Raw genomic sequence first — 24,676 nt, 5'->3', positions numbered from 1 at the left:
TATTTATCTAATGAAAGACATTATTATTTCAAAAGTAATTAATAAAATAATAATCCATTCCAAACGAGAGCTTTCTTTTACGTTTAGAACTTCTGTGAAAATTTTTAAATTGTTTTCTACAATAGATAATCGGTAATCTACGTCTTTAAAACGAGGTAAAATTTCAAAGTTCGATTTCATTTTTCTGTTAAGAGCATCCAATTTTTCGTTTTCCCAAACAGAGTTCGGATCATCTAATATATATAAATTGTCAACAATACTATTTTTTACATTTAATACTTGACCGATGTATTTTAAGAGGTTTTTTTTAGAAACATTAATTTTTCCAGTATTTTCTAATTGAAGTATAAATTCTTTCGTTGAAGAAACTAGTTTGCCTGTAATAATTTCGTAATATTCTAATGCAACTGATTGTGCTACATTAAGCATGATTATCCGGATAGCTGAACTGTCTAATTCAGGCAATATGACTTCATTGTTTTTTACTTCAAAATTTATATTGTCTTCTTTTATCAGGATACTATACTCTTCTTTTAAAAGCATGTTAATAGGGGATTCCTCGTGCTTTTTTATTTTGTGTAGCCATTCTTCTTCTTCTGTACTGCTAAAATTAGCAAAAACAACCACACCATAATCTAATAAATAAATAAATTTATTAGATTCTATTTGCTTAAAAAATTCCGAACCAGAAAAACTATAATTAGCTCCTTCTAATTCATTTTTGAAATTTTTAATATTGATAATTTCAGCTAATTGAATTGCGGAGACTTTTATTTTCATAATATTTTATTTCTTACAAATTTACACATAAAATTATTTTTATAAATATTATTTCTATTTAAATTATTGTAAGTCAATTAGTTGTGTTTTTGGTATTTTCTTTTATCGCATTAAAGATTTAGGTAAGACCTCTTTTATAGGAACAATTTTAAAAATCCAATTAGCTATAGCAAAAACAAGTAATCCGATGAAGGGTTTGTAGCATAAATTAAAGAAAATAGAAGCAGTATCAGGTAAAATATGTCCTATACTAATTACAATAATTAATAGCAGTAATAAGTGTAGAAACTTCCAACTAAAAGGATGTACTCCAAATTTTTTATAATTAAAATAAATTTTAATTAAGTTATAAGAAGTTAATGAAATAGCGGTTGCAATAGAAACGCCAATAATACCTAATTTAAACCAGAATAAAAAAATTAAGTTGGTAGAGATAGTGAGCAGAGCTAAAGCAATTGTAGTTGTATTATTAAATTTATAATATTTAGAATTGGTAATAATATAGCCATTAAAACCAGTAGCTAAATCAAATAAGAGAGCAAATCCCATGATATATAATACGGGTAATCCTTGCGCCAATTTATCTCCGTTTTTCATTAAAGCAAATAGATCTTCAATTCCAATGGCAACCAAACCAAACAAAACGATACCAATTACAAATAAATATAAAGAAGTTTTGTGGTGTAATGTTTTTAAATCTTCCATTTTGTTTTCGGCTATTTGTTGTGCAATAATTGGGGCTGAAATAGTATAAACTCCCAAAGCAGGAACCGTAATCATACGAACTAAGTTTAGAGAGGTATTATAAATAGAAACCTCTTGATAAGTCAATATTTCACCAATCATATAGGTGTCAATATTTAATGCAATTACAGAACCCATACTTCCTAAAAAAGTATAAAAAGAATAAGTAAAAAGCTCTTTACTAAATTGATTTTGGCTTAAAAAAATAAAATCAATCTTTTTTGTTAATTTTTCCAAATGATTAAGATAAAGGAGCATCCCTAAAAAAGCGATAACAAAAAAACTAACAAATATCCACAACGCTTTATTTTCTTCTAATTTGTTGAAAAAGAGTAAAATAAAAGCACTTATCATTCCTAATTTAGGAAATAGATTTTCAAAAATGTTAGGAATAACAATACGTTTTTTGATAGAAATATATTTAGATATTAATTGTATTAATGAAAGTAATAATGCAATAAAGAGTATATAAGGGGCATATATCCAAAAACTTCTTGATTTAATAGAAGGAAATATAATAGATACAAATGTTAGTAAAATTAATCCTAAAAAGAAATTACCAATAATAAATAGAATAGAAAACTTGAACAAATCTTGTTGCGTGTTATTTTGTGACATTTGTGGGAAAAATCGAACATTAGCGTGCATAATACCTAATGCAATCATTGGTAAAATTAATAATGCAGTTTGATGTATAAATTGTAGTTTTCCCGAAAAATCTAAATTATACGGATACAAAAAAACAGTAGAAAAAATGCCTATTAAGGTACTAAAATATCCTATTATACTATATTTTATACTTTGTCTAGCTACAACACTCATTATAAGTTTAAATTACGAATTTAATTATTTTAACTCAGATTACGCGATAGATTTTGTGATGAAGATAAAAAGACAAAGAAGATAAAAATGTACAAAAAATCTTTACTACAGACTTCGTCTTGCTATTTTGAAGAAAAAAGCATACTTTTTTCTTCAAAATTATTTTTTAATAAAAATAAAATTATTGATGTATTTATTAAAATCATTTAAATAGTCATCTTTTTGAAAATCAGATAGTAGGTTAGTGTCAAAATTTTGTAAACTCAATGATTTTCGATCAAAATAAAAAACCTCATATCCAAAACCTTTTATGAAATCAAAAATCGAGTGAATAGGATAATGCGCATGACGTAGTTCTATTTCAATAATAAGAGTGGGATGCAACTCTTGTAATACCTTTTTACTGCCCTTTATAGTGTCAAATTCATGTCCTTCAACATCAATTTTTACTAAATCTAATTTTTGAATTTTATTTTCAAAAACCCAATCGTCTAATGTTATTGTTTTGATTTCAATTTTTTCGACTTCCTCTCCCATATTTTCTAAAGAAGCACGTGTATCCTGTAATCCCTTTTCTTTTTTAGGAATATGTAATACAGAGGTGCCCGTACTTGAAGAAACCGCTAAGGGAAACAATTTAATTTTAGGAAACAAAGGTTGGATATAGTTTACCAAAGAAACATTAGGCTCAAAACCAAAAATTTTGCCTGATTTAATCTTCTTCTCCGCTTGATACAAATAAATCCCTTTATTAGTTCCTATATCTAAAAAAACGGAATCTTCTTTTAAGAGTTGATGAATAAGTAGTAATTCAGGTTCACATTTATAATCTCCTGTACTTAATGAAGCAAGGGTTTTATAATATCTTTTCTTGTATAAAGTAGGCCAAAAATGATAGGCCAATTGGATTAAAAATTTCATTTATATTCTCGTTTAACTAACTACTTTAGAAAGACAAACCTGTTGTTGTAAACGTTGCTTATCTTAGAAAACATTGTTGTTATAATTTTAATAACGACATTTCAAAAGTAATCTTTTATATAGAATGGCGCAAATAAGGTGTTTGACCAAAAATAACAAAGATGCTTTTTTGAACATCTATTTCCTTTCTCCTATCTGCTGACGCCACATTGCATAATACAGCCCTTTGCTATCTACTAAATCTTCGTGTTTTCCTTGTTCTATAATTTTTCCTTTTTCAAGAACAAAAATTTTATCAGCGTGCATAATAGTAGAAAGACGATGAGCAATAAGAACCGTTATGCGGTTGTTGTTAGATATAGATTTGATTGTGTCATTAATAGCTTCTTCTGTAATAGAATCTAGAGCAGAAGTGGCTTCGTCAAAAATTAAAAGATTTGGATTTCGTAAAATAGCTCTAGCTATAGATAAACGTTGTTTTTCACCTCCTGAAACCTTAATTCCTCCTTCTCCTATAGTAGTATTTATGCCTTTTTCTGCACGATTTAACAAGTTTTGACAACTAGATTGTTGTAAAGCATTTAACAAATCCTCATCAGAAGCATCAGGTTTAACAAAAAGTAAATTTTCCTTAATGGTCCCAGAAAATAGTTGGGCATCTTGCGTTACAAATCCCAATTGTTTCCTAATTTCTAATAATTCTACTTCCGTTTCGTTTATGTCATTATAGGCAATACTTCCTTCATTAGGTTTGTATAGCCCAACAAGAAGTTTGACTAATGTTGTTTTTCCTGAACCCGAAGGACCTACAAAAGCAACAGTTTCGCCTTTTTTTATTTCAAAAGAAATATTTTCAACGGCCTTAAAATGGGCTGTTTGATGCTGAAAACTTACTTGATTAAAACTTAATTTTTCAATTGTTCCAATTGTTTTTGGAGAGGCTGGTTTGTATTCTGATTCTTGAGCTAATAACTTTTTAAAATTATCTAAAGAAACTTTGGTTTCATTCTTTACAATGATAAATTGACTCATTTCTTGTAGAGGATTAAAAATAAAAAAAGTAAAAAAAGTCATTGTTAACAAGTCTCCAATGACTATTTTGCCTTGAAAAACAAAATAATATAGAGTAAAAACAACTAACGTCCTCATGAAATGAACAGTTGTTCCTTGTATAAAACTTAAACTGCGGATGTAACGTATTTTTTGGAGTTCAAGGCCTAAAATTTTAAGCGTATTTTGGTTTAGACGCGCTTCTTCTTGCTGGGTTAAACCAAGACTTTTTACTAATTCAATATTACGTAAACTTTCAGTGGTTGAGCCTGCTAGAGCATTTGTTTGAATTACTATATTTCGAGATATAGCTTTTATTTTCTTCCCTAAAACAGAGCTAACAAAACCAATGATAGGGGCTGTAATAACAAATATGAGTGAAATTTTTATATCAATACGAGCAATGTATAAAAAAACAAAAATAAACCCAACGATTGTTTGAAAAACCAATGAAATGGAAAGATTGATCAGTTTTTCAGAATCAATCCGAACCTTTTGCAGTTTATTTAGCGTTTCGCCACTTCGTTGATCTTCAAATTGAGCATAAGGTAAATCCAATGATTTTTTTATACCATCAGTATACATTTCAGCTCCAGTACGTTGAATAACAATGTTAGTAAAATAATCTTGGAAGTTTTTAGTAATCCTAGAAATCATAGCCATTAAAACAGATAATCCTAACCAAAAACCAACCGCTTTTATAAAAGCGAAATCATTTCCTTTGTATTTTTGTATACCTACGCCACAATCTTGCATGATTTTACCCGTAATGATTGAATCACTTAGACTAAAACAAATATTCATACCTGCCATTAATAAAGCAATGGTTAAAAGTTTATAGTGCTTTTTTAAATATTGAAATAAAATATCCATTTCTATAAAATCAATGTTTAGAGGATTGCTAAAATATTTGTAGTTTTGAATATGATTTTTTCGTTGAAAATACCCATAGCCAAAACCAATCAAACAATAGATTATCAATCCGATTTATTGTTATTGGGTTCTTGTTTTTCAGAAAATATTGGTAACAAATTTAGTTATTTTAAATTTAAGACCACAGTAAATCCTTTTGGGATAATTTTTAATCCCATTTCTATTGAAAAAATAATAAAAAGGATTGTAGAAAAAAAATACTTTACAGAAGATGATATTTTTTATCATAATGATTTATGGCATTGTTTTGAAGTGCATTCAGAACTTTCAAATCCAAGCAAAGAAGCATTTTTGGAAGAATTGAATAATTTAATCAAATCTATAAATAGTCAAATTAAGGAATTAAGTCATTGTATGATTACATTAGGAACCTCTTGGGTTTATAGAGCTACTAAAATAGATACAATAGTTGCGAATTGTCATAAGGTACCACAAGCAGAATTTACCAAAGAGTTGTTATCTGTTGAAGTTATTCAACAAAGCTTACTAAATATCATTTCATTAGTAAAATCTTTAAATCCCCATATAAAATTTATTTTTACAATATCTCCAGTGCGTCATATAAAGGATGGTTTCTTTGAAAATAATGTAAGCAAAGGAAATTTGTTTTCAGCACTTCATAAATTGCTTTCTATTTCGGGAGTAGAGGAGACCTATTTTCCAAGTTATGAAATTGTAATGGATGAATTACGTGATTATAGATTTTATGAAAAGGATATGTTGCACCCTAATGAACTTGCTGTAGATTATATTTGGGAACGTTTTTTAGAAAATTATTTCGATGAAGAAACAAGATCTTTAATGCTTGATATAAAAGCGATTCAAAAAGATTTAGCACATCGTCCTTTTAATCCTAATACAGAAAAACATCAAAAATTTTTAGAAAAAGTACATGCTAAAAAAATGTTATTATTAAAAAAAATACCTCATTTATCTTTTTAATTATGATGAATTTATATAAAAAAATATTTTTCGGATTGTTATTTCTCGTGGTAGTGTTTGTTGCATATCAATATTTTGCAGATAAGAATGAAACAAGAACAGAATATAATTCCAATCTAATTCAAGAACAAATTAAAAATGTTGGAAAATTAATTGTAACAGAAGGACATTACTCGCAAATACTTACGTTTAAAGATCAAGACCGTTATTTGGGAGGGCTTATTTCATTTGACAAAAAAGCATTAGTCATAGTAAATTCAGATGTAACGGTAGCTTATGATTTGCGACAAATGCAATATGAAATAGATGAAAAATCTAAAGTTATCCGAATTATTTCTGTACCAAAAGAAGAAATAAGAATAAATCCAGATATACAGTATTATGATATAGAACAAAGTAAATTTAATGAATTTACAGGTGCTGATTTTAATGCTATTACTAAAAAGGTTAAATCAGATTTGACTAAAAAAATGCAGAAATCAACGTTGAAAAACAATGCTAAAAATCGTTTAGTAAGTGAACTTTCAAAAATATTGTTAGTTACTCATTCTATGGGGTGGAAAGTAGAGTATAATGGAGAAGAGATAAAAAAAGAAGGAGATTTTAAGCTTTAACTCAGATTAGATGAGGTTTTGTGATGGAGATGAAAAAGTAAATAAAAACAAAATCTTTATTGAAAGTATGCTTTTTTAGATTGTTTTGTATCTGTAATAAATTTTAATTAGGATTTAATATTGTTGAGTCTAAAGTTTATTTAATATGAGGTTCTTTTAAGAAAAGCGTATTTATATAATAAATCTAGTAGTAAAAATATAAATGATTTAATAACTAAAAAGGCTGTTAGGACAGCCTTTTTTTATTATAAAAGTAAAGTTTAATCATTCATAGATATTAAAAATTCTTCGTTGTTTCGGGTCTTTTTAAAACGATCATTGATGAATTCCATGGCTTCTACTGAGTTCATGTCAGCTAGGTATTTGCGCATAATCCACATACGTTGAATGGTTTTTTCGTCTAATAAAAGATCGTCACGACGTGTACTAGATGATGTTAGATCTACAGAAGGGAAAATACGACGATTAGCAATTTTACGATCTAACTGAAGTTCCATATTACCCGTTCCTTTAAATTCTTCAAAGATAACCTCATCCATTTTAGAACCTGTTTCTGTTAATGCCGTAGCAATAATACTTAATGAACCTCCATTTTCTACATTACGTGCAGCACCAAAGAAACGTTTCGGTTTTTGTAACGCATTAGCGTCAACTCCTCCGCTTAGGACTTTGCCAGAAGCTGGTTGTACAGTGTTGTAAGCACGTGCTAGACGTGTAATAGAATCTAATAAAATCACAACATCATGTCCACATTCAACTAAACGTTTGGCTTTTTCAAGTACGATATTGGCAATTTTAACATGTTCCTGTGGTTCACGGTCAAATGTAGAAGCAACGACTTCTGCGCGTACACTACGTTGCATGTCTGTAACTTCTTCTGGACGTTCATCTATTAACAATACAATCATGTATACTTCTGGATGATTTGCTGCAATGGCATTGGCAATATCTTTAAGTAGCATGGTTTTACCAGTTTTAGGTTGCGCTACTATCATACCGCGCTGTCCTTTACCAATAGGGGAAAATAAGTCTATGATACGGGTGGAAATAGAACTGCCTTTTTCAGCTAATTTGAATTTTTCGGTAGGAAAAACAGGTGTTAAGTGGTCAAATGAAACGCGATCTCGAACAACTTGTGGGTCATGACCATTAATTTTTAGAACTTTTACCAGTGGAAAATATTTTTCTCCTTCTTTTGGTGGACGAACAACTCCCTTTACAGTGTCTCCTGTTTTTAATCCGAATAGTCTAATTTGTGAAGTTGATAAATAAATGTCATCAGGAGATGCTAGATAATTGTAGTCGGAAGAACGTAAGAATCCGTATCCATCAGGCATCATTTCTAGTACGCCTTCACTTTCTATAATCCCTTCAAATTCATAATCAGGCTCTCTGAAATTAGTTGTTTTTTTGTATTTGGGATTTTGATTGTTGGAATTGTATTTGTTTTTATTTGGCTCAACAATAGGGGCTTGTTCTGTTTCTGTAATAGAATTGTTCGTTTGTTCTGTTGCAATTTCTATTGTTTCTATTGTTTCTTCTGCTTGCTTTTTGGGAAACTCTATTGCCTCATTTACTTCTTCTGTAGGGATAGAAGGATCTGAGATGTTTTCGATAGTTTCCGTTGTTTTCTTTTTGTCTTTAGAGAACTTAGGCGTTTTGGTTTTCTTTACAAAAACTTCTTTTTTTTGTTCCGAAACTTCATCGGGATGAGAAGTTTTTTTATTGTTTGTTTTTTTAGAACCTTTTTTTTCTTCTGATTCTTCGGAAAAAAGGGAGGTTTCGATAGTTGCATCCACTTTTTCAAGTTCAGATACTTCTTTTTTGTCTTTAACCATACGAGCTCGTTTGGGTTTTGAAGTGTCTTCAGAAACACTATTTGTTTCTGGAGTTAGTTTTTCAGGGTTTGAAGCTTGGAAATCAAGTATTTGGTATACTAAATCGTCTTTTTTAAGAGTTTTAAAATTCTTGATTTTGGCTGCTTTTGCAATTTCTTGCAATTCATTTAGCTTCATTTCTTTTAATACAGAAATATCAAACATAAAGTATAGTTAGCTTAAAAAAATGGGGTTTAAAAATTGATTTTTTGAAACTTATGTTCCGAAGTATGAAGTGCTTACGGATTGTTCCTGCAATAATACAAAAAAATATTTAGGAAACAATAGCTTTTTTAAAAAAGAAAATATATTTTTGTACCAATATAGTAAAAAAAAATGATTCAAAGAATTCAAAGCGTATATTTAGTTTTGGCTTTTGTTATAATGGCGGTTTTTCCTTTTGTATTTCCTCTTTGGAAAGAAGAAGGTAAAGAAATTTATTTTATGACAAATATTATGTATACCGTTTTTTTTGGTCTTAGTACATCGTTGTCTTTAATGAGTTTACTATCTTTCAAAAAGAGACAAACTCAATTTGTGTTAAACAGATTGAATATGATATTAAACTTAATTTTACTAGGATTATTTGTGTATCGTGCACTAAGCTTACCTGGAGGAACTCAGATTCTTGTGAAAGGTATTGGGATGTTTCTTCCTGTAATTACTATCTTGTTGTTAGTTTTAGCTAACAAAGCCATTAAGAAGGATGAAGATCTTGTAAAATCAGTGGATCGATTACGATAAACCTATCATCTTAGTTTATTAGTGCGACTAATCCCAGAGGTAACTCTGGGATTTTTTTATGATCTTGTTTGAGAAAGTTTTGAAATTGTGAAAAAGATAAAAAATACAGTAACATGAATTTTTTAGTTTGTAAAATTTAAATTGTTGATTTGGTTTAGTTTGATTTGGATATTAGAAAATACCATTTTAGAGTATCTTAAAATTATATTCATGATCCTTGGGAAATTTTATTTTTAATCCAGATTCCGCATTAGACTTTGTTGTGAAACAAAATTTTTCAATAAATTCAAGTGCTCACGGAAAATTTTAGAAGAAGAAATAGTGAACTATTTTGATGATTAAAATTTGAGTACGTGCTTGAATTGGAAGAAAAATAAAGTGGAATAGATTTACTTCGTCTATTCGCTACGCTCGGGTCTAATGCGTAATCTGGGTTTAACTCAGATTATGCGTTAGAGATTTATTATATATAAAAATGATTTTGAAGAGGGGGTTCTAAAAGACTGTAATCTTGTCATACTATGTTTTTTGTATAGGGAGAAATCACATGGTGCTGATAATATAACTTCTCCTCTTGTAGAAGTGGTAGATTAGATGTTTAATTTTGACTTTTCAAACACTTTTTTAAATTAGATTATCCTAAAATCGTAATTTTATTTTGATCAAAGGAAGTTTTGGATGAAGAGAGTAAAAGAAATGAATTAATACTGTTAATGAGGAGACTTCTTTCTTTGTGTGAATTGATAAACAATAGGTTAGATTATTACTTTCTAGTCTCTATGTCTGTAAAAAAAACTATTTCAGCACAAAGTCTAATTTGTAATCTGGGTTGAAAAAAGGCTATCTAAACTAGATAGCCTTTGTTTCCAAAAAAAAACTAATAATGTGGTATATCTTGATATGAAGAAAATTATAGTTTATGTTGTAAACTATCCCAACTCCCGCCGTTTATACACTCAAAATTGTGTTGTTTAAGTATAGAAACTGCTTGACTGCTACGTATACCACTACGACAGCAGGCAATTACAGGTTTATTTAACTTTTTGATGTTTTCTATTTCTTGTTTGATATCGTCAAGAGGTATATTTTTGGATCCTGATATGTGTCCAGAAGAATATTCATTAGGGGTTCTTACGTCTATAATAACGGCTCCTCTGTTGATAAAGTCTTGTAAGTTATTCTTTTTATCTAAACCTAGAAAGCTGAAAAAGCCCATACCTTTTGATTTTTTACCAAATGTATGGGCTCTTAATTTATTTTTGTGTGACAAAAGTTACATTAGATAGAAACTTTTTCAAAAATTAAATCTAAACCATTTTGTATTAATTTTTTCACCTCAGGTTTGCGGATTTTAACGGTTTCTAAATGATTTAATACTTTGTTGACTAAATCATTATGATTTTTTTTATGAGCTATTTCTATAATTTCTACAGCTAGTAGCCAATCATTAGGATGATTACTTGTTAAAATACCAAAAGTCTCTTTTAGTGTTGTGCTGGTATTCTTTTCTTCTCTTATATTTCGTATATTTTGGTATAACTGTTCTAGTTCTTTACGCTCGGATGATTTTTGCTGCTTGATAGTTTTGGTCGAAGGAACATGATTAATCATATCAAAACTATTTACATCAGCGGGTCCAGAAAAGGCAGAAATAATATCTTTTCCGACTGCCATATCATAAATCCCCCATTCAGGTTTAAATAAGATTTGATTATTGTGTGTAACAGTACAGTTTTTGAATTTAATGAGTAATATTTTTCCTTGTATATTACGTGTTCCAGTAATAATTTCGCCTGTAACTTTTATATTTCCTTCAAATTCTAAGGTAACTCGCTCTCCTTCATAAATGGCATAAGCATTTAGATCCCTAGGACTCATGTCTTCAATGGCAAGATTAATTCCTTTTAATTTTCCTATTGGAGAGCCAAAACCTTCTGCGTGGTATTCTGTTCCGTGTCCTACCAATTCTTTTTCGCGATAAGATAAGGCTGTTTTTCCTGTTGATTGGATATAAACAGGTTTGCCTTCGTTTTCTATTACATTTGTAAATATGCTTGAGATTTGTAATCCAGTACTTAACTCGATGGTTCCTAAGGCTTTCGAGTTTATTAATTTTTGTATACCAGATAAGCCTCCTGTACGCAATGCCATTTTGTTGGCAAATTCTTCTAAGATTAAACTTAAGTGAGCGAAATCAGGTGTTACATACAGCTGAGGTTGAGGTTGTGTAATATCAAAACTTTGGTTTGCAGCGGTTAAATCATAGGCGATTTTTTTTACGTTATCAGTCATACACCATTCACTTTCGCCTATTGAAGAAAGTAATCCAGCTCCATATATTTTGGGTTTTTCAACTGTTCCTATTAAGCCATATTCAACTGTCCACCAATGTAGATTTCTGATTTGTGCCATTTCAGAAGGTTCTCCCATGTTGTTTTGAAGAAAGAAAACGTGTTCTTCTGCTTTTTTTATATCTTCTTCTGGTGTGTTTTCGGCTTCTTTTAGAATGGAAAGTAAGCGGATGGCTTCATATAGTTCATAATCTCTTGCAGAAGAAATGGCCTTACAGCCAATTTCTCCGAAACGTCTTAAGTATTCAGCATATTCTGGGTTGGCAATAATAGGTGCGTGTCCAGCTCCTTCATGTATAATATCAGGGGCTGGTGTGTATTCTATATGTTCTAATTGGCGGATATCGCATGCGATAACTAATACGTTATAAGCTTGAAATTCCATAAAAGCACTAGGCGGAATAAAACCATCTACAGCTACTGCTGCCCATCCAATTTTTTTTAAAATACGGTTCATTCCATACATGTTAGGAATATTGTCTGTATCAATACCTGTTAGTTGAAGACCGTCTAGATAAGAATCATGAGCAACTTTTGAAAGATAATCTACATTTTTACGCATTACATAACGCCAAACAGCTTGATTAATAGGCGTATAATCCTCATAATTTTGTGGGATTATGAATTGCTTTAAGTGCTGAGGTAATCGGTCGATTAAGGGATTGCTTTCAAAATGAGTTTCCATATCTTAATTAGTTGTTTTAAGCAAAAATAAGCCTTTTTATAACGAATTTAAAATTAAAAATAATGATGGTACTATAATAGGGGTTGATGATTGTTTTTTTTGAAATATTCCATTTTATGTTGAAATAGTTCGGCCATTTTATCAGCTCTCCATTTAGCTTCGTTAGCTTTTTCTCCTGTAAATAAATTATCTACGGTGTTTTTGAATAGGAACATCCATCGGTCAAAGTGTATTTTTTCTAAGGGCATTTTAGCATGAGGAGGAAAAGGAGCTCCAGAATAGGAGTGTACCTCTAGTAAGACTGTTTCCCAAAAATTATACATTTTGTTTAGGTGAGGTGTCCAATCTTTTATAGCACCATTAAAAATAGGTCCAATAAGAGTGTCTATTTTTACGTTGTCGTAAAAACTATTGACTAGTAATTCTATATCGATTCTATTTTGGATGTCTTTCATTTCTTTAAGAATGGACTGACAAAGATATACTGTAAATAAGAATAAAAATATGATAAATGTTAGTTTTTGAAAATAAGAGGCTATCTAAAAAAAATATTTAATCTGTTGTGCTTTTTTAGTAAAGCTCAAAAGTATAAGAGGTATTTTATGACAATGGAGTAAAATTGAGACTACCTGACGAGTAGTAAAGTAACACTTTGTTTATTGTTTCGACGATAGGAGAAGTCACCTTTTTAATATGATGTGATTTCTCCCAATAGTCGAAATGAACAAGATGCGCCTTTTTCGGGGAGCCTCAGTTTAATTTTTTATTTGTGGAGGGTATTTTTCGAGTATTTTAGAAACAAATTCTTTAATGCGTGCATCTTTTTTGTTAACATCTTCTGTTAAATATCCTGAACCTTTTCCTTGCCAAATTAATTCTTTGGTTTTAGCGTCTATTACGTCAATTATTAAGGTACCTTCTATGGATGTAACAGGCATTGAATAGCTAAAGCCTCCCCACCAAGGGTTGTTCCATCCCATGTTCCATCCCCAATTGTTATAATAGTCTACTCGTTCTTTTTCCTTGGTGAAAAAACTGATTAGTATATCTGCATTTTCGGATTTAGAAAATCCTTTTTCTGTTAGAGTTTCGTCTAAGGCGTAAAGGATTCTTTTTTTATCTAAATCAGATATTTCGGCTTTGTCAATTCCGCTTTTCAGATAGGCAAAAGTTTTATATTGATCAAAACGTGCTCTCTTGTCATAATCAGTATTTACATACACTGAACTGCATGCTGTAAGCATGAGCAAGCTAAATAGTGTTAGTAGTCTTATCGTTTTCATAGTATTGAAAATTTAAAAGGGTTCTATAAAGTTATAACAAAAAATAGACCAAAGCAAATGGTAATTTTAGAGTAATGTTTCGTCAACTAAATTGGGTAACGTGACCTTTAGTAAAGGTTCTTGTTCCATAGCTCGTTTAATTGCAAAAATAGCCCCTTCATTTCGTGCCCAACTTCTTCGTGAAATACCGTTGTTTACATCCCAGAAAAGCATTGATTTTAATCGTCTTTCACTGTCTGCTGAACCGTCTAATAGCATACCAAAACCGCCATTTATTACTTCTCCCCAGCCTACGCCACCACCATTGTGTATAGAAACCCAAGTAGCACCGCGAAAACTGTCTCCTATAACGTTATGAATTGCCATATCAGAGGTAAAACGAGAGCCATCGTATATATTGGAAGTTTCACGATATGGTGAATCGGTACCAGAAACATCGTGGTGATCACGTCCCAAAACTATCGGTCCAATTTCTCCTTTATTAATAGCATTGTTAAACGCTTGTGCAATTTTAGTTCGACCTTCAGCATCGGCATATAAAATACGAGCTTGGGATCCAACAACTAATTTGTTTTGTTGCGCTCCTTTAATCCATTGAATGTTATCGGCCATTTGTTGCTGAATTTCTTCTGGCGATTTTTTCATCATTTCTTCTAAAACTTGGCAAGCAATATTGTCTGTTTTTTGTAAATCTTCTGGCTTACCAGATGTACATACCCAACGGAAAGGACCAAAACCATAATCAAAACACATAGGTCCCATTATGTCTTGAACATAAGAAGGGTATCTAAATTCTCTACCTAAAGTTGGTTTTTCGGCCATGACATTGGCACCTGCTCGAGAGGCTTCTAATAGAAAAGCATTTCCATAATCAAAGAAATAAGTTCCTTTTTCTGTGTGCTTATTTATAGCTTCTGCATGGCGTCTTAGTGTTCTTTGAACTTCTGTTTTAAACTGTTCGGGGTTGTTAGCCATCATTTGATTAGCTTCTTCAAATGAAATACCGACAGGATAATAGCCTCCTGCCCAAGGATTATGTAATGATGTTTGGTCTGAACCTAAATCAATAAATAGATTTTCTTCGTGAAAACGTTCCCATACGTCTACCACATTACCTAAATAGGCTAAAGAAACTATTTCTTTTGTTTCTAATGCTTTTTTAACTCGAGCAATTAAACTGCTCATATCCTCGTGTATTTCATGAATCCAGCCTTGTTCATGACGTATTTTGGTTATTTTAGGATTTACTTCTGCACAAACGGTTATACATCCTGCAATAGTTCCTGCTTTTGGTTGTGCACCACTCATTCCTCCTAGTCCAGAAGTAACGAATAAACCTCCAGTTGGATTTTTTTTGATTTTTCTAAATCCGTTTAGTACAGTAATGGTTGTTCCGTGAACAATTCCTTGAGGTCCAATGTACATATAACTTCCAGCGGTCATTTGACCATATTGAGTTACTCCTAAAGCATTGAAACGTTCCCAATCATCTGGTTTAGAGTAATTAGGGATCATCATGCCATTTGTAACGACTACTCTGGGGGCCTCTTTATGGGAAGGAAATAAACCCATAGGATGACCTGAATACATGACTAGTGTTTGTTCATCAGTCATTTCAGTTAAATATTTCATCGTGAGTCTATATTGTGCCCAGTTACTAAAAACACCTCCATTACCTCCGTATGTTATTAATTCATGTGGATGTTGTGCTACGGCATAGTCTAGATTGTTTTGAATCATGAGCATAATGGCTTTAGCTTGTAAGCTTTTGCCAGGGTAGTCCGTAATGGGTCTAGCTTTCATTTCATAATCAGGGCGTAAGCGATACATGTAAATACGACCGTATTTTTCTAATTCTTCTTTGAACTCAGGAATGAGTTCAGCATGCTGATTAGGAGGGAAATAACGAAGAGCATTTTTTAAGGCTAATTTTTTCTCTTCATCTGTTAATATTTCTTTACGCTTTGGGGCGTGATTAATTTGTGATTCATACGTTTTTGGCTGTGGTAAAACGGTAGGAATACCTTGTGTTATTTGTTCTTGAAATGTCATTTTGTTAAGCTTTAAGCTTTATGCTGTAAGCAATAAGCAATATTTATGATATGTTTTTTAAACTTTTAGAATACTACATTAGTACTAAAAATTATTCATTTTTTTTATAACTCCGGTTTTTTTATCAAATCCGTAAGGACAGTGTCTACATCCGCTTTTACAACAATAGCCTCGTTTTAAATGGTATTTTTCTGTAAAGCATTTATATCCTTGAGAAGTGTAATAGAAATCTTCTCCTTCTTTTAAATTATTTGGATTTAAATCATTGTTCATGTGCGCAAATTTATCAATTTTGTGTATATGTTTTTTATAGTATCTAAATATTTAACACCTAGAGGATTTCATGGAATTACTTTTTTTCCATTTGTTTTTATAAGGGATGAAAAGAATAAAGAAGATGTATATTTTATAAACCATGAAAGTATTCATATTCGTCAACAAAAAGAGATGTTGATTGTGTTATTTTTTGTTTGGTATGGATTAGAATATTTGTTTCGATTGTTACAATTTAGGAATCAACATAAAGCGTACTATAATATATCGTTTGAGAGAGAAGCTTATAAGAAAGAAAAAGACCTCGACTATTTAAAGAAGAGGTCCTTTTGGGCATTTTTAAAATATCTTTAGTAAATGATCTTTTTCGTTACTATTGCACCATTTTCAAGAGTTATTTTTACTAATACTACATTTTGAGTATTTTTTAGATTAAGTAAAGTATCTTTTTGATTGATGTCTTTTGATTGAAATAGAGTTTTCCCTAAAAGATCATAAATTTCAATATTTTTTAAATTAAATAACTCTGATTTAATGTGTAATTCATCTGTTCCATGAATAATTACGCTATTGTCGTATTCTACATCATGGTTGGATAATGTTTCTTTAGCATATTTAATTATAAAGCGTCCTTTAAATAGACCTTTTTCACTTGTGAATGCGTAAGGGCTTGTGGTTAAATCATGCGTAGTATTTGTTAATAAATCTTCAAGATATATTTTTTGATTGGTAGATTTAAATAAGCCATCTACTTCCGATATAGCAAATTTATAATGGCCATTTGTGGGTACTTGATATCCTATACTAAATTTATCATTTATGTCAAAAATTCCTTTTCCTTGAATGATGAAGGCATCATTATTTAGTATTGAAAAAGCTTTTAGAGGAGCTTCATAATCTGTTTTAGCATCAAAAAGAAAATCTTGTTCTGCTGTGGCACCTTCTGCATAACCAATTAAAAAAGTGCTGCTACTTGATACACTGTCAACCAAATCGATCCAAATTCGATCAGGTTGACTTTCTTTTTGGTTATTCGTTGTTCTATAGAATTGGCTGTTGTTATAAGCATTGTTTGAATCATCAAAACGCATATTGTTTTTAAAAATGATATTATTTGTTAGAGCATTACCATCTTTCATTTTTACTAAAAATCCTTGTCCAGCAGCTATTTTTCCGTTAAAACCTGTGTCAGCTCCTGTACTACTTCCTGAGCTAGATCCTAATTTGGTGTACGTTAAATAATCACTAGAGGAATAGTTATTGGAAAAATTTTGGTAATATGGAGAAGCGTTATTTTTTGATATTGTTCCTCTATGTGTCCAAATTTGAATTCCGCCTTCTAATAATGATTGGTTTTCGGTCAAAAATTTAATAGCATCTATAGCAGAAGGATATGGATTTCCAATTAAATTTAGGTTATCATCCAAATTGGTTATGAAATTTCCAGTAGCTCCTTTATAGTCGCTTCCTGTATAAGGACCTCTTGTAATAGTTTTAGTAACGATACCGTTTGCTGGTGCTCCTGTAAAAGTAGTTGAGAATGTAGGGTTGTTATTAGCAACTCTAACAATATAACCTTTTCCTGCTTGCATATTCTCAGTTGTATTAAACCAGTTGCCAAAACCAAAACCATTAGGATTTGGGTGAGTTGTTACCCAATGATAAATTTTGTTAGTTGGAGTACTTGGAGATACACTTGTAATAGGGAAATTATTTACAGGAGAAGACCAATAAATATAATCAAATAGCTTTAATCCAGTTGCAGTCCTGTCCATAGTAAAGGTTCCTGAAATAGTATTAGAAGAGGAAGGAGTGTCATTTCTTTGAACAAAATTGGCATTGTTACGAACATTGAAAATACCTCCACTTTTTATATCCATCCAGTCTGTAATAATTAAATTATTATTGGCCTGTAATTCTAAATTTCCTGTTGATTTAACTGTTAGATTTTTTCCATATCCAGTGTATCCAGTACCGATAATTTTTGCTGTACTAGGAATAATTACGCAAGTATTAGAATCAGGAATAACAGCGGGAGCCCAGTTTTCTGCTATATCCCAACGGTTGTTTATGGTTCCTTTCCATGTACGTGTACCATTTGTAATAGAAATAGGGACAGTAGATAGGCATCCATTAGGCGTTAATGATTTTACAGATGTTGACCAAGAAGGTAATTCTATAGAAGAACCACTTGGAGCAAAATAAACGCTGCTTACATTTTGATTTGTATAAAGAGTGTCTCCTATGTTGTCGTTGTTTGTATCAATATATATTATACCTGATGTATTGCTCCATAAATAATTAGGAATAAAAGGTTTTGTTGCATTTATATAAACATCATCAATAGCCCAACCCTCAGCCCAAGTACCTTTATATTCAAATTTGATGGATAATTTTTCAACATCAATAGGTAATGGATAACTAGCAGATGCAAAAGAATGCGCTAATCCTTGATCAGAATTATATTGTACTAATTGTGTCCAATGAGAACTATTGGTAGGATCAGGTGAAGCAAGTGTCGAATAGAAAATAGTTGCCGTATCTGTATTGTCAAAATCAGAGTAGTAATGTCTAAATGTTAAGGTAGCACTACTACACCCAACCGTCGAAACAGTACTTTTGGTTGTCATTCTGCTAGTCATTCTAAGTTCAGAATAATCAGAGGTGGTTAAGGCAAATCTATCGTCAGCATTTCCTGAACTAATAGCAGGTTTAAAAACAGTAGTATTGATAGGTACTGATGGACTTTCATATAATTTCCAAGTAGCATTAGAAAAGGATTTACTAAGTGTTTGCGTTACAAGAAAATTAGTGTCTGAAATATCAGCTTCAGAAAATGTTTCGGTTAATAAATTAATTTTAGTTTCTCCAACAGATGCTGTAATTTTTACTTGGGAATTTTCGCCACAAATGCTAGGAGCTGAAGCATTTAAATTAATGTCTGTTGTTGATTTTATTTCAGCATTTACATAAGTATTATAAAAACTTTGGCAGCTTCCATTGTAGCCCTTAACATTATATATTTTACTTGTGTTTAAAAAAGGAGTTGTCCAAGTAGTAGTAGCTTGTCCAGAAACAATTATGCTAGGACTAGTTCCTGCAAGAACATTAGTTACTGAATCATACCATCTAAATTCAGTAATATTGCTTGTTCCGTATGCTTGTAAGGTAATAGTTCCTGGTCCGCAATTACTTCCTGATGTAGCAGCACTAATTTTAGCAACACAGTAAGGTAATATTGTTATAGTATAATCTTCTGTTTCTCCATCGTCATAATTTCCACAAGGATCTACAAAATTAGATGAAAAAGTTTTAATTCTAAGAATATAAGTCCCAGCTGGTATCGTACTAGGGATCTTAAAACCAAGTGTATTTTTTAGTTCTGTTTTCGTACCACCAGTAGTATAAACTAATTCATTAGTATCAAAAATACCATTTTTGACATCCCAATCAATCCAAATTCTTATATGTTGGCTATATGGTTTATCTGGTAGGGTAGCCAATAGGTTTACACCACCTCCTTGTACTTGTGTAAATAGGTTGATATGTTTGTAATTACCGTAACCATTTGTAGAGTAACCAGTATTGTTATTAGCGTATGTTGTTACAGTACCTACAGATTCTAAGCTATTTATGTATCGAGTATTATTATTAGAAGAAGGTATACAGTATGTAAAATTAGTAGTTACGTTTGCCGATAAAGGATTTAGCGTATTGTATTTAGGACCTCCGGAACAATTAGTATTGTTATAAGAATAAATATAATAATAATAGGTTGTATTAGGTGTCAATCCGCTATCGTTAAAAGAGGTATTAGAATTAGTATTTACTATTGTATAATTTGAGCCTAATTGAGTAGATCCTATTGTGTATACAGTTCCATTTGCTACATCAGGTTTAATGTTTGTGCTAGAACGTATAACCAAATAACTATTAGGGGAAGGACTTGCTGCTGTGAAATTTCCAATTACTGTTGTGCTGTCTGGTGCTAGAACTAAATTAGAAGGTTGTGTTGTAGGGGTAGAACAGGGTGTTAAAGAAATAGGAGTCCAAGTAAAAGTCAAACCATTAGATGGAGTACTTGAGTTATTTGTTGTACAAGTGTTGGTGTTTACGGTTCCTTTTGTGGTTGTTAAAGCCCAATTAGAATGAGTTGTTTTACTTCGATTATTAAAGTCCGTATTGGTAGCACCTCTTAATCCAACTTCAACATTTATGTTGTCAGTTGAGCTTAGACCAACTGGCGAACAAAATCCATAGATAATTGAAACAACGTTAGTGGTTTCATATAATTTTATTTGAAAATCAAAAGTTCCATTTTTAGTATATCTTTTAGCATCATCCCATTGAATAGTAAAAATTCTATTAGGAGCAGTTCCTGTTGTAGAATAAGTTATTGCTTTTGCTCCTGAATCGGCCATATCGGTTCCAATCGCACTGATAGCGCCGCTATAAGCAGTTGATGATGATATAGGATTGTATAAAGATTCAGTAGGATTTGTTTTACCAAAAGTAATAAAACCATTACTGCTAATACTACAAGTAGTGTAGCTTAAATTATTAAAGCTAAAAGAAAAACCTATAGGGATGTTTGTAGCTACATTTTCATCCCATCCTGAATTTATTGCAACTGTACCTGATATCGAATTATAAGTTCCATTACTTTCCGAAAAAGTATAAGATGATACCTGAGCTTTAATTCCATTTATAAACAGAATTAAAAATAATGTAAGAAAAAAATATCTTTTCTTTGCAGAGTAAAATTCTTTCATAAATATTTGTTTTTTTGGAGATATTTACGTATATTATACGTCGTTCAGGAAGTAAAATTATAGGTTGTTGTAATAAAATCCAATTTATTTAAATACAAAATGGCTTTTGTCGATTTTTTTCTACAAACGATTTTCTTTTTTTGTTTAATTTTTTTTCTACTTCTTCCTTTGAAAAGCTTTATGAATACTAGTCTTTGTTTAAATATTTGATTTTGAGATAGTTTTTTTAATAAGACATTTTTTTTATATAAAATTTCTTACACTTCTTTTAAATAAAATAGTCTAATTGCTTAATTTTTAAAAATATATACCTTTACCAAGTGAAAAGTTCAATTCAAAAAATAGATATTTCGTTACCCGAAAAAATCACGCTTTTTATTAAGCGTGAGGATCAAATTCATCCCTTTATCTCAGGAAATAAATACCGAAAACTTAAGTATAATTTACATTATTTAGAAAATAATCATTATGATACATTAGTAACATTTGGAGGTGCTTTTTCTAATCATATTGCGGCTACTGCTTTTGCTTGTCAAGAAAAAGGGATAAATTGTGTAGGAGTAATTAGAGGAGAAGAGCTTTGGAAGGAAGTAGATCATAATCCTACCTTACGGTTTGCTCAAAAATGCGGAATGAAATTTGAGTTTGTTACAAGAGAACAATATAGAGATAAAGAAAGTATAGAATTGAAAACTAAGATACAGTCTAAATATGGTAGTTGTTATTGGCTGCCAGAAGGAGGGACTAATAAATTGGCAGTTCAAGGATGTTGTGAAATTCTTACTAAATCAGATGAAGTTTATGATTATATCGGCACAGCAGTAGGAACCGGAGGTACTATTTCTGGAATAATCAATAGTGCTTTATCTCATCAGAAAATATTAGGTTTTCCTGCTTTAAAAAATAGTTTTTTAAAAGAGGAAGTTCAGTCATGGGTACAAAATAGAAAGCAATGGGATATGATAAACGACTATCATTTTGGAGGATATGGAAAAGTGACAGAGGAATTGATTCATTTTATCAATGATTTTTACATTCAAACAGCTATACCTCTAGATCCGATTTATACAGGAAAAATGATGTTTGGTATAATAGATATGATTCATAAAGGTTATTTTAAGTCAGGAACAAAAATTTTGACAATTCATACAGGAGGCTTACAAGGTATAGAAGGAATGAATCAATTACTAGCAAAAAAAAATAAAACATTGATTCATTATGCAAATAGTTTAAAAAATGAATAATTTTGAGCTTTACTTTTATAAGGAAAATAGATTATCTAAAAAATGAGTGTATAAAAGTATTGGCTTATATGTTTTAAGTATCAATGAGTTTTTTTTAAAGAAAAATAAATTTTAAAAGAGTTCGTTTGAATTATATAGCTAAAAGTATTAAATAAAGTTGCTTCATGAAAAAAATATTATATCCCCTTTTAATGGTCTTTTTAGTTAGTTGTGGAACTTCTAAACCGAAGATTCAAACTACTAAAAAAGTAGTACATACTTCTCCACAAAATAAAGGTAATCAGTTAGGAAAAGAAATAGTAAAAGATCAAAATTCTGCTAAATCTGAGGAATTGGTAGCAACATCAAAAGTGAAAGTTACCCCTGAGATCGTCAATAGTTATGTTATGCAATTTAAAGATGTAGCTATGAATAATATGAAACAACATAAAGTGCCAGCCAGTATTACCTTAGCACAAGGTATCTTAGAGTCAGGTGCAGGAACAGGTACTCTTTGTCGTACCGCTAATAATCATTTTGGAATTAAATGTCATAAGGAATGGGCAGGCGAATATGTACGTTATGATGATGATGCTGAGCAGGAATGTTTTAGGAAATATGATGATCCAACTCATTCCTATCGTGACCATTCATTATTCTTAACTTCTCGTTCTTGGTATGCCCCTTTATTTAAGCTGGATCCCTATGATTATAAAGGATGGGCGTATGGATTAAAAAAATCAGGATATGCAACTGATCCTAAATATCCAGAAAAACTCATATCTATTATAGAACGTTATAAACTTCATGAATATGATTCTAAGGTGTTAGGTTTTGTTTTTATTCCTTCACCTAAAACAGACATTATAGAAAAAGAAACAAAAACAGTAGTTAAAGCACCTACATCAAAAGAATTAATATCTGAAGTAAAGGATACAGTAAAAGTTTTAACAAAATCCGATCCAATAATAGAAATGCCTATTAAAGGAACTACGCATACCGTAATGCAAGGAGAAACCTTATATGCTATTTCTAGAAAATACAGTACAACAGTAGAACAAATTCGGCAAAAAAACAATCTAATAGATAATGCAATTGCTGTTGGACAAACATTAATAATCTTTTAAGAGTCCTTTTTTAGGACTATTTTTTAAACGTAGTTTCCCGTTGTATGACGTGTATGACATTATGAGTATTAATTAATTTAAACTTGATCTAATCATTACATAATTACAGAACGTCCTTTTCGTCGGGGCTAGATATAAACATTAGGAACAAAATGATTTATCAAAGAAGCAGTCAGTTATTTCAGGAAGCGGCAGAGGTTATTCCAGGAGGAGTTAATTCACCTGTACGCGCTTTTAAGTATGTAGGGGGAACCCCTATTTTTGTAAAAGAGGCCAAAGGGGCTTATTTATATGACGAAGATGGTAATCGTTTAATCGATTATATCAACTCTTGGGGGCCTATGATTTTGGGACATGCTTATGAACCCGTAGTAAAAGCCGTAATAGAAAAAGCCCAAAAAGGTACTTCTTTTGGAATGCCTACCGAATTAGAAACGCAAATAGCAAAACGAGCCGTTTCTATGGTACCTAATATTGATAAAATTCGATTTGTTAATTCTGGAACAGAGGCTTGTATGAGTGCCATTCGTTTAGTAAGAGGTTTTACAAATCGTGACAAAATAATTAAATTTGCGGGTTGTTATCATGGGCATTCCGATTCGTTTTTAATTCAGGCAGGCAGTGGAGCTATTACTTTTGGTTCACCTAATAGCCCAGGAGTAACGCAAGGAACAGCCAAAGATACTTTATTAGCAAATTATAATGATATTGATAATGTAAAAACTTTATTAGAAGCCAATAAGGATCAAGTAGCTGCTATTATTATAGAACCAGTTGCAGGAAATATGGGATGTGTTCCTCCTAAAGAAGGTTTTTTACAAGCATTAAGAGAAGCTTGTGACCTTCATGGTACTTTATTAATTTTTGATGAAGTAATGACAGGATTTCGTTTAGCAAAAGGGGGAGCACAAGAATTATTTAATATCAAAGCTGATATTGTTTGTTTTGGTAAAGTAATAGGCGGTGGACTACCAGTAGGTGCTTTTGCAGCAAGAAACGAGATTATGAATTATTTAGCACCGCTAGGACCTGTTTATCAAGCAGGTACGCTATCCGGAAACCCTTTAGCTATGGCAGCTGGATTAGCTATGTTAGAAGCATTAAATGAAGATCCTGAAATATTTAATCGTTTAGATCAAAAAACAGCTTATTTAGAAAAAGGAATTCGAGAGGTGTTAACTAAAAATAATATCCCTTATACAATTAACCGTGTAGGATCTATGATTTCAGTTCATTTTGATGAGGCTGAGGTAGTTGATTTTGAAACCTCTAAAAAGGGAGATAATCAGTATTTTAAAGATTTCTTTCATGGATTAGTACAAGAAGGCATTTACATTGCCCCATCAGCCTATGAAACATGGTTTATAACAGATGCTTTAACATATCAAGATTTAGATTTTACAATTCAAGCCATTGATAAAGTTTCAAAAAAATTATAAAAAATAGTTTTATATACTAAAAAAGCGCGGTGATATCATCGCGC

The 24,676-nt window shown here is 31.1% G+C and carries 19 protein-coding genes; 7 read left to right on the top strand and 12 right to left on the bottom strand.

What is annotated here, in order from left to right:
* Nucleotides 1-3: 3 nt before the first annotated feature.
* The 4 genes from NAB20_RS00485 to NAB20_RS00470 form a co-directional block, all read right to left on the bottom strand.
* Nucleotides 4-780 (bottom strand): RMD1 family protein, encoded by a 777-nt coding sequence (locus tag NAB20_RS00485; protein WP_088389991.1) that lies wholly within the window; start codon nucleotides 778-780, stop codon nucleotides 4-6.
* A 102-nt stretch (nucleotides 781-882) separates the two neighbouring features.
* A complete protein-coding gene (locus tag NAB20_RS00480; RefSeq protein WP_235877456.1) occupies nucleotides 883-2,346 on the bottom strand; it encodes a lipopolysaccharide biosynthesis protein in 1,464 nt (487 codons plus the stop codon).
* Nucleotides 2,347-2,505: 159 nt separating this feature from the next.
* Entirely contained in the window at nucleotides 2,506-3,267 is a 762-nt protein-coding gene (locus tag NAB20_RS00475; protein WP_375605323.1) for an FkbM family methyltransferase, read from the bottom strand.
* A gap of 177 nt (nucleotides 3,268-3,444) precedes the next feature.
* Nucleotides 3,445-5,190: an ABC transporter ATP-binding protein gene (locus NAB20_RS00470; protein ID WP_105196143.1), complete on the bottom strand. Its 1,746-nt coding sequence runs from the start codon at nucleotides 5,188-5,190 to the stop codon at nucleotides 3,445-3,447.
* A gap of 51 nt (nucleotides 5,191-5,241) precedes the next feature.
* On the opposite strand from NAB20_RS00470, the gene NAB20_RS00465 reads away from it, so the two are divergent.
* Together NAB20_RS00465 and NAB20_RS00460 are read left to right on the top strand one after the other, a co-directional pair.
* On the top strand, nucleotides 5,242-6,192 hold the full coding sequence (locus NAB20_RS00465; RefSeq protein WP_105196111.1) for a GSCFA domain-containing protein: 951 nt from the start codon (nucleotides 5,242-5,244) through the stop codon (nucleotides 6,190-6,192).
* A 2-nt stretch (nucleotides 6,193-6,194) separates the two neighbouring features.
* A complete protein-coding gene (locus NAB20_RS00460; protein ID WP_105196112.1) occupies nucleotides 6,195-6,806 on the top strand; it encodes a DUF4230 domain-containing protein in 612 nt (203 codons plus the stop codon).
* A 260-nt stretch (nucleotides 6,807-7,066) separates the two neighbouring features.
* On the opposite strand, the gene rho is transcribed toward NAB20_RS00460, so the two are convergent.
* On the bottom strand, nucleotides 7,067-8,848 hold the full coding sequence (rho, locus tag NAB20_RS00455; RefSeq protein ID WP_105196113.1) for a transcription termination factor Rho: 1,782 nt from the start codon (nucleotides 8,846-8,848) through the stop codon (nucleotides 7,067-7,069).
* Between the two features lie 171 nt (nucleotides 8,849-9,019).
* On the opposite strand from rho, the gene NAB20_RS00450 reads away from it, so the two are divergent.
* Nucleotides 9,020-9,427 carry a DUF4293 family protein gene (locus NAB20_RS00450; protein WP_375605322.1) on the top strand — a complete coding sequence of 136 codons (408 nt, stop codon included), beginning with the start codon at nucleotides 9,020-9,022 and terminating at the stop codon, nucleotides 9,425-9,427.
* A gap of 910 nt (nucleotides 9,428-10,337) precedes the next feature.
* Here NAB20_RS00450 and NAB20_RS00445 read toward each other — a convergent pair.
* From NAB20_RS00445 to NAB20_RS00420, 6 genes are all read right to left on the bottom strand, one after another.
* A complete protein-coding gene (locus tag NAB20_RS00445) occupies nucleotides 10,338-10,643 on the bottom strand; it encodes a rhodanese-like domain-containing protein (RefSeq protein WP_164849158.1) in 306 nt (101 codons plus the stop codon).
* A 62-nt stretch (nucleotides 10,644-10,705) separates the two neighbouring features.
* Entirely contained in the window at nucleotides 10,706-12,463 is a 1,758-nt protein-coding gene (locus tag NAB20_RS00440) for an aromatic amino acid hydroxylase (RefSeq protein ID WP_105196116.1), read from the bottom strand.
* 71 nt (nucleotides 12,464-12,534) lie between these two features.
* Complete coding sequence (locus tag NAB20_RS00435) at nucleotides 12,535-12,918, bottom strand: group III truncated hemoglobin (protein ID WP_088393258.1); 384 nt, start codon at nucleotides 12,916-12,918, stop codon at nucleotides 12,535-12,537.
* Nucleotides 12,919-13,218: 300 nt separating this feature from the next.
* A complete protein-coding gene (locus NAB20_RS00430) occupies nucleotides 13,219-13,746 on the bottom strand; it encodes a DUF4136 domain-containing protein (protein WP_105196118.1) in 528 nt (175 codons plus the stop codon).
* A 66-nt stretch (nucleotides 13,747-13,812) separates the two neighbouring features.
* On the bottom strand, nucleotides 13,813-15,798 hold the full coding sequence (locus NAB20_RS00425) for a urocanate hydratase (RefSeq protein ID WP_375605321.1): 1,986 nt from the start codon (nucleotides 15,796-15,798) through the stop codon (nucleotides 13,813-13,815).
* Between the two features lie 84 nt (nucleotides 15,799-15,882).
* The gene (locus NAB20_RS00420; protein WP_088393252.1) at nucleotides 15,883-16,071 is read right to left on the bottom strand and encodes a DUF5522 domain-containing protein; all 189 of its coding nucleotides are present in this window, start codon (nucleotides 16,069-16,071) and stop codon (nucleotides 15,883-15,885) included.
* A gap of 27 nt (nucleotides 16,072-16,098) precedes the next feature.
* On the opposite strand from NAB20_RS00420, the gene NAB20_RS00415 reads away from it, so the two are divergent.
* The gene (locus NAB20_RS00415; protein WP_105196120.1) at nucleotides 16,099-16,425 is read left to right on the top strand and encodes a hypothetical protein; all 327 of its coding nucleotides are present in this window, start codon (nucleotides 16,099-16,101) and stop codon (nucleotides 16,423-16,425) included.
* Here NAB20_RS00415 and NAB20_RS00410 read toward each other — a convergent pair.
* Nucleotides 16,422-20,843 carry a GEVED domain-containing protein gene (locus NAB20_RS00410; protein WP_375605320.1) on the bottom strand — a complete coding sequence of 1,474 codons (4,422 nt, stop codon included), beginning with the start codon at nucleotides 20,841-20,843 and terminating at the stop codon, nucleotides 16,422-16,424. The genes NAB20_RS00415 and NAB20_RS00410 overlap by 4 nt on opposite strands.
* 320 nt (nucleotides 20,844-21,163) lie before the next feature.
* On the opposite strand from NAB20_RS00410, the gene NAB20_RS00405 reads away from it, so the two are divergent.
* The 3 genes from NAB20_RS00405 to hemL all read left to right on the top strand — a co-directional run bounded on the left by NAB20_RS00405 (nucleotide 21,164) and on the right by hemL (nucleotide 24,632).
* Nucleotides 21,164-22,087 (top strand): 1-aminocyclopropane-1-carboxylate deaminase/D-cysteine desulfhydrase, encoded by a 924-nt coding sequence (locus NAB20_RS00405; RefSeq protein ID WP_105196122.1) that lies wholly within the window; start codon nucleotides 21,164-21,166, stop codon nucleotides 22,085-22,087.
* A gap of 164 nt (nucleotides 22,088-22,251) precedes the next feature.
* Nucleotides 22,252-23,193 carry a glucosaminidase domain-containing protein gene (locus NAB20_RS00400; protein ID WP_105196123.1) on the top strand — a complete coding sequence of 314 codons (942 nt, stop codon included), beginning with the start codon at nucleotides 22,252-22,254 and terminating at the stop codon, nucleotides 23,191-23,193.
* A gap of 152 nt (nucleotides 23,194-23,345) precedes the next feature.
* A complete protein-coding gene (gene hemL / locus NAB20_RS00395; protein WP_375605319.1) occupies nucleotides 23,346-24,632 on the top strand; it encodes a glutamate-1-semialdehyde 2,1-aminomutase in 1,287 nt (428 codons plus the stop codon).
* Nucleotides 24,633-24,676 lie beyond the last annotated feature (44 nt).

This window comes from Flavobacterium davisii (assembly GCF_042182265.1).
GTDB classification, from domain to species: domain Bacteria; phylum Bacteroidota; class Bacteroidia; order Flavobacteriales; family Flavobacteriaceae; genus Flavobacterium; species Flavobacterium davisii.
This window is presented reverse-complemented; position numbering and strand designations above follow the sequence as displayed.

What these genes read in the sequence shown, in the direction of transcription:
- NAB20_RS00485 (WP_088389991.1), bottom strand. Translation starts at nt 780, where the DNA reads ATGAAAATAAAAGTCTCCGCAATTCAATTAGCTGAAATTATCAATATT.
- NAB20_RS00480 (WP_235877456.1), bottom strand. Translation starts at nt 2,346, where the DNA reads ATGAGTGTTGTAGCTAGACAAAGTATAAAATATAGTATAATAGGATAT.
- NAB20_RS00475 (WP_375605323.1), bottom strand. Translation starts at nt 3,267, where the DNA reads ATGAAATTTTTAATCCAATTGGCCTATCATTTTTGGCCTACTTTATAC.
- NAB20_RS00470 (WP_105196143.1), bottom strand. Translation starts at nt 5,190, where the DNA reads ATGGATATTTTATTTCAATATTTAAAAAAGCACTATAAACTTTTAACC.
- NAB20_RS00465 (WP_105196111.1), top strand. Translation starts at nt 5,242, where the DNA reads ATGATTTTTTCGTTGAAAATACCCATAGCCAAAACCAATCAAACAATA.
- NAB20_RS00460 (WP_105196112.1), top strand. Translation starts at nt 6,195, where the DNA reads ATGATGAATTTATATAAAAAAATATTTTTCGGATTGTTATTTCTCGTG.
- rho (WP_105196113.1), bottom strand. Translation starts at nt 8,848, where the DNA reads ATGTTTGATATTTCTGTATTAAAAGAAATGAAGCTAAATGAATTGCAA.
- NAB20_RS00450 (WP_375605322.1), top strand. Translation starts at nt 9,020, where the DNA reads ATGATTCAAAGAATTCAAAGCGTATATTTAGTTTTGGCTTTTGTTATA.
- NAB20_RS00445 (WP_164849158.1), bottom strand. Translation starts at nt 10,643, where the DNA reads ATGGGCTTTTTCAGCTTTCTAGGTTTAGATAAAAAGAATAACTTACAA.
- NAB20_RS00440 (WP_105196116.1), bottom strand. Translation starts at nt 12,463, where the DNA reads ATGGAAACTCATTTTGAAAGCAATCCCTTAATCGACCGATTACCTCAG.
- NAB20_RS00435 (WP_088393258.1), bottom strand. Translation starts at nt 12,918, where the DNA reads ATGAAAGACATCCAAAATAGAATCGATATAGAATTACTAGTCAATAGT.
- NAB20_RS00430 (WP_105196118.1), bottom strand. Translation starts at nt 13,746, where the DNA reads ATGAAAACGATAAGACTACTAACACTATTTAGCTTGCTCATGCTTACA.
- NAB20_RS00425 (WP_375605321.1), bottom strand. Translation starts at nt 15,798, where the DNA reads ATGACATTTCAAGAACAAATAACACAAGGTATTCCTACCGTTTTACCA.
- NAB20_RS00420 (WP_088393252.1), bottom strand. Translation starts at nt 16,071, where the DNA reads ATGAACAATGATTTAAATCCAAATAATTTAAAAGAAGGAGAAGATTTC.
- NAB20_RS00415 (WP_105196120.1), top strand. Translation starts at nt 16,099, where the DNA reads ATGTTTTTTATAGTATCTAAATATTTAACACCTAGAGGATTTCATGGA.
- NAB20_RS00410 (WP_375605320.1), bottom strand. Translation starts at nt 20,843, where the DNA reads ATGAAAGAATTTTACTCTGCAAAGAAAAGATATTTTTTTCTTACATTA.
- NAB20_RS00400 (WP_105196123.1), top strand. Translation starts at nt 22,252, where the DNA reads ATGAAAAAAATATTATATCCCCTTTTAATGGTCTTTTTAGTTAGTTGT.
- hemL (WP_375605319.1), top strand. Translation starts at nt 23,346, where the DNA reads ATGATTTATCAAAGAAGCAGTCAGTTATTTCAGGAAGCGGCAGAGGTT.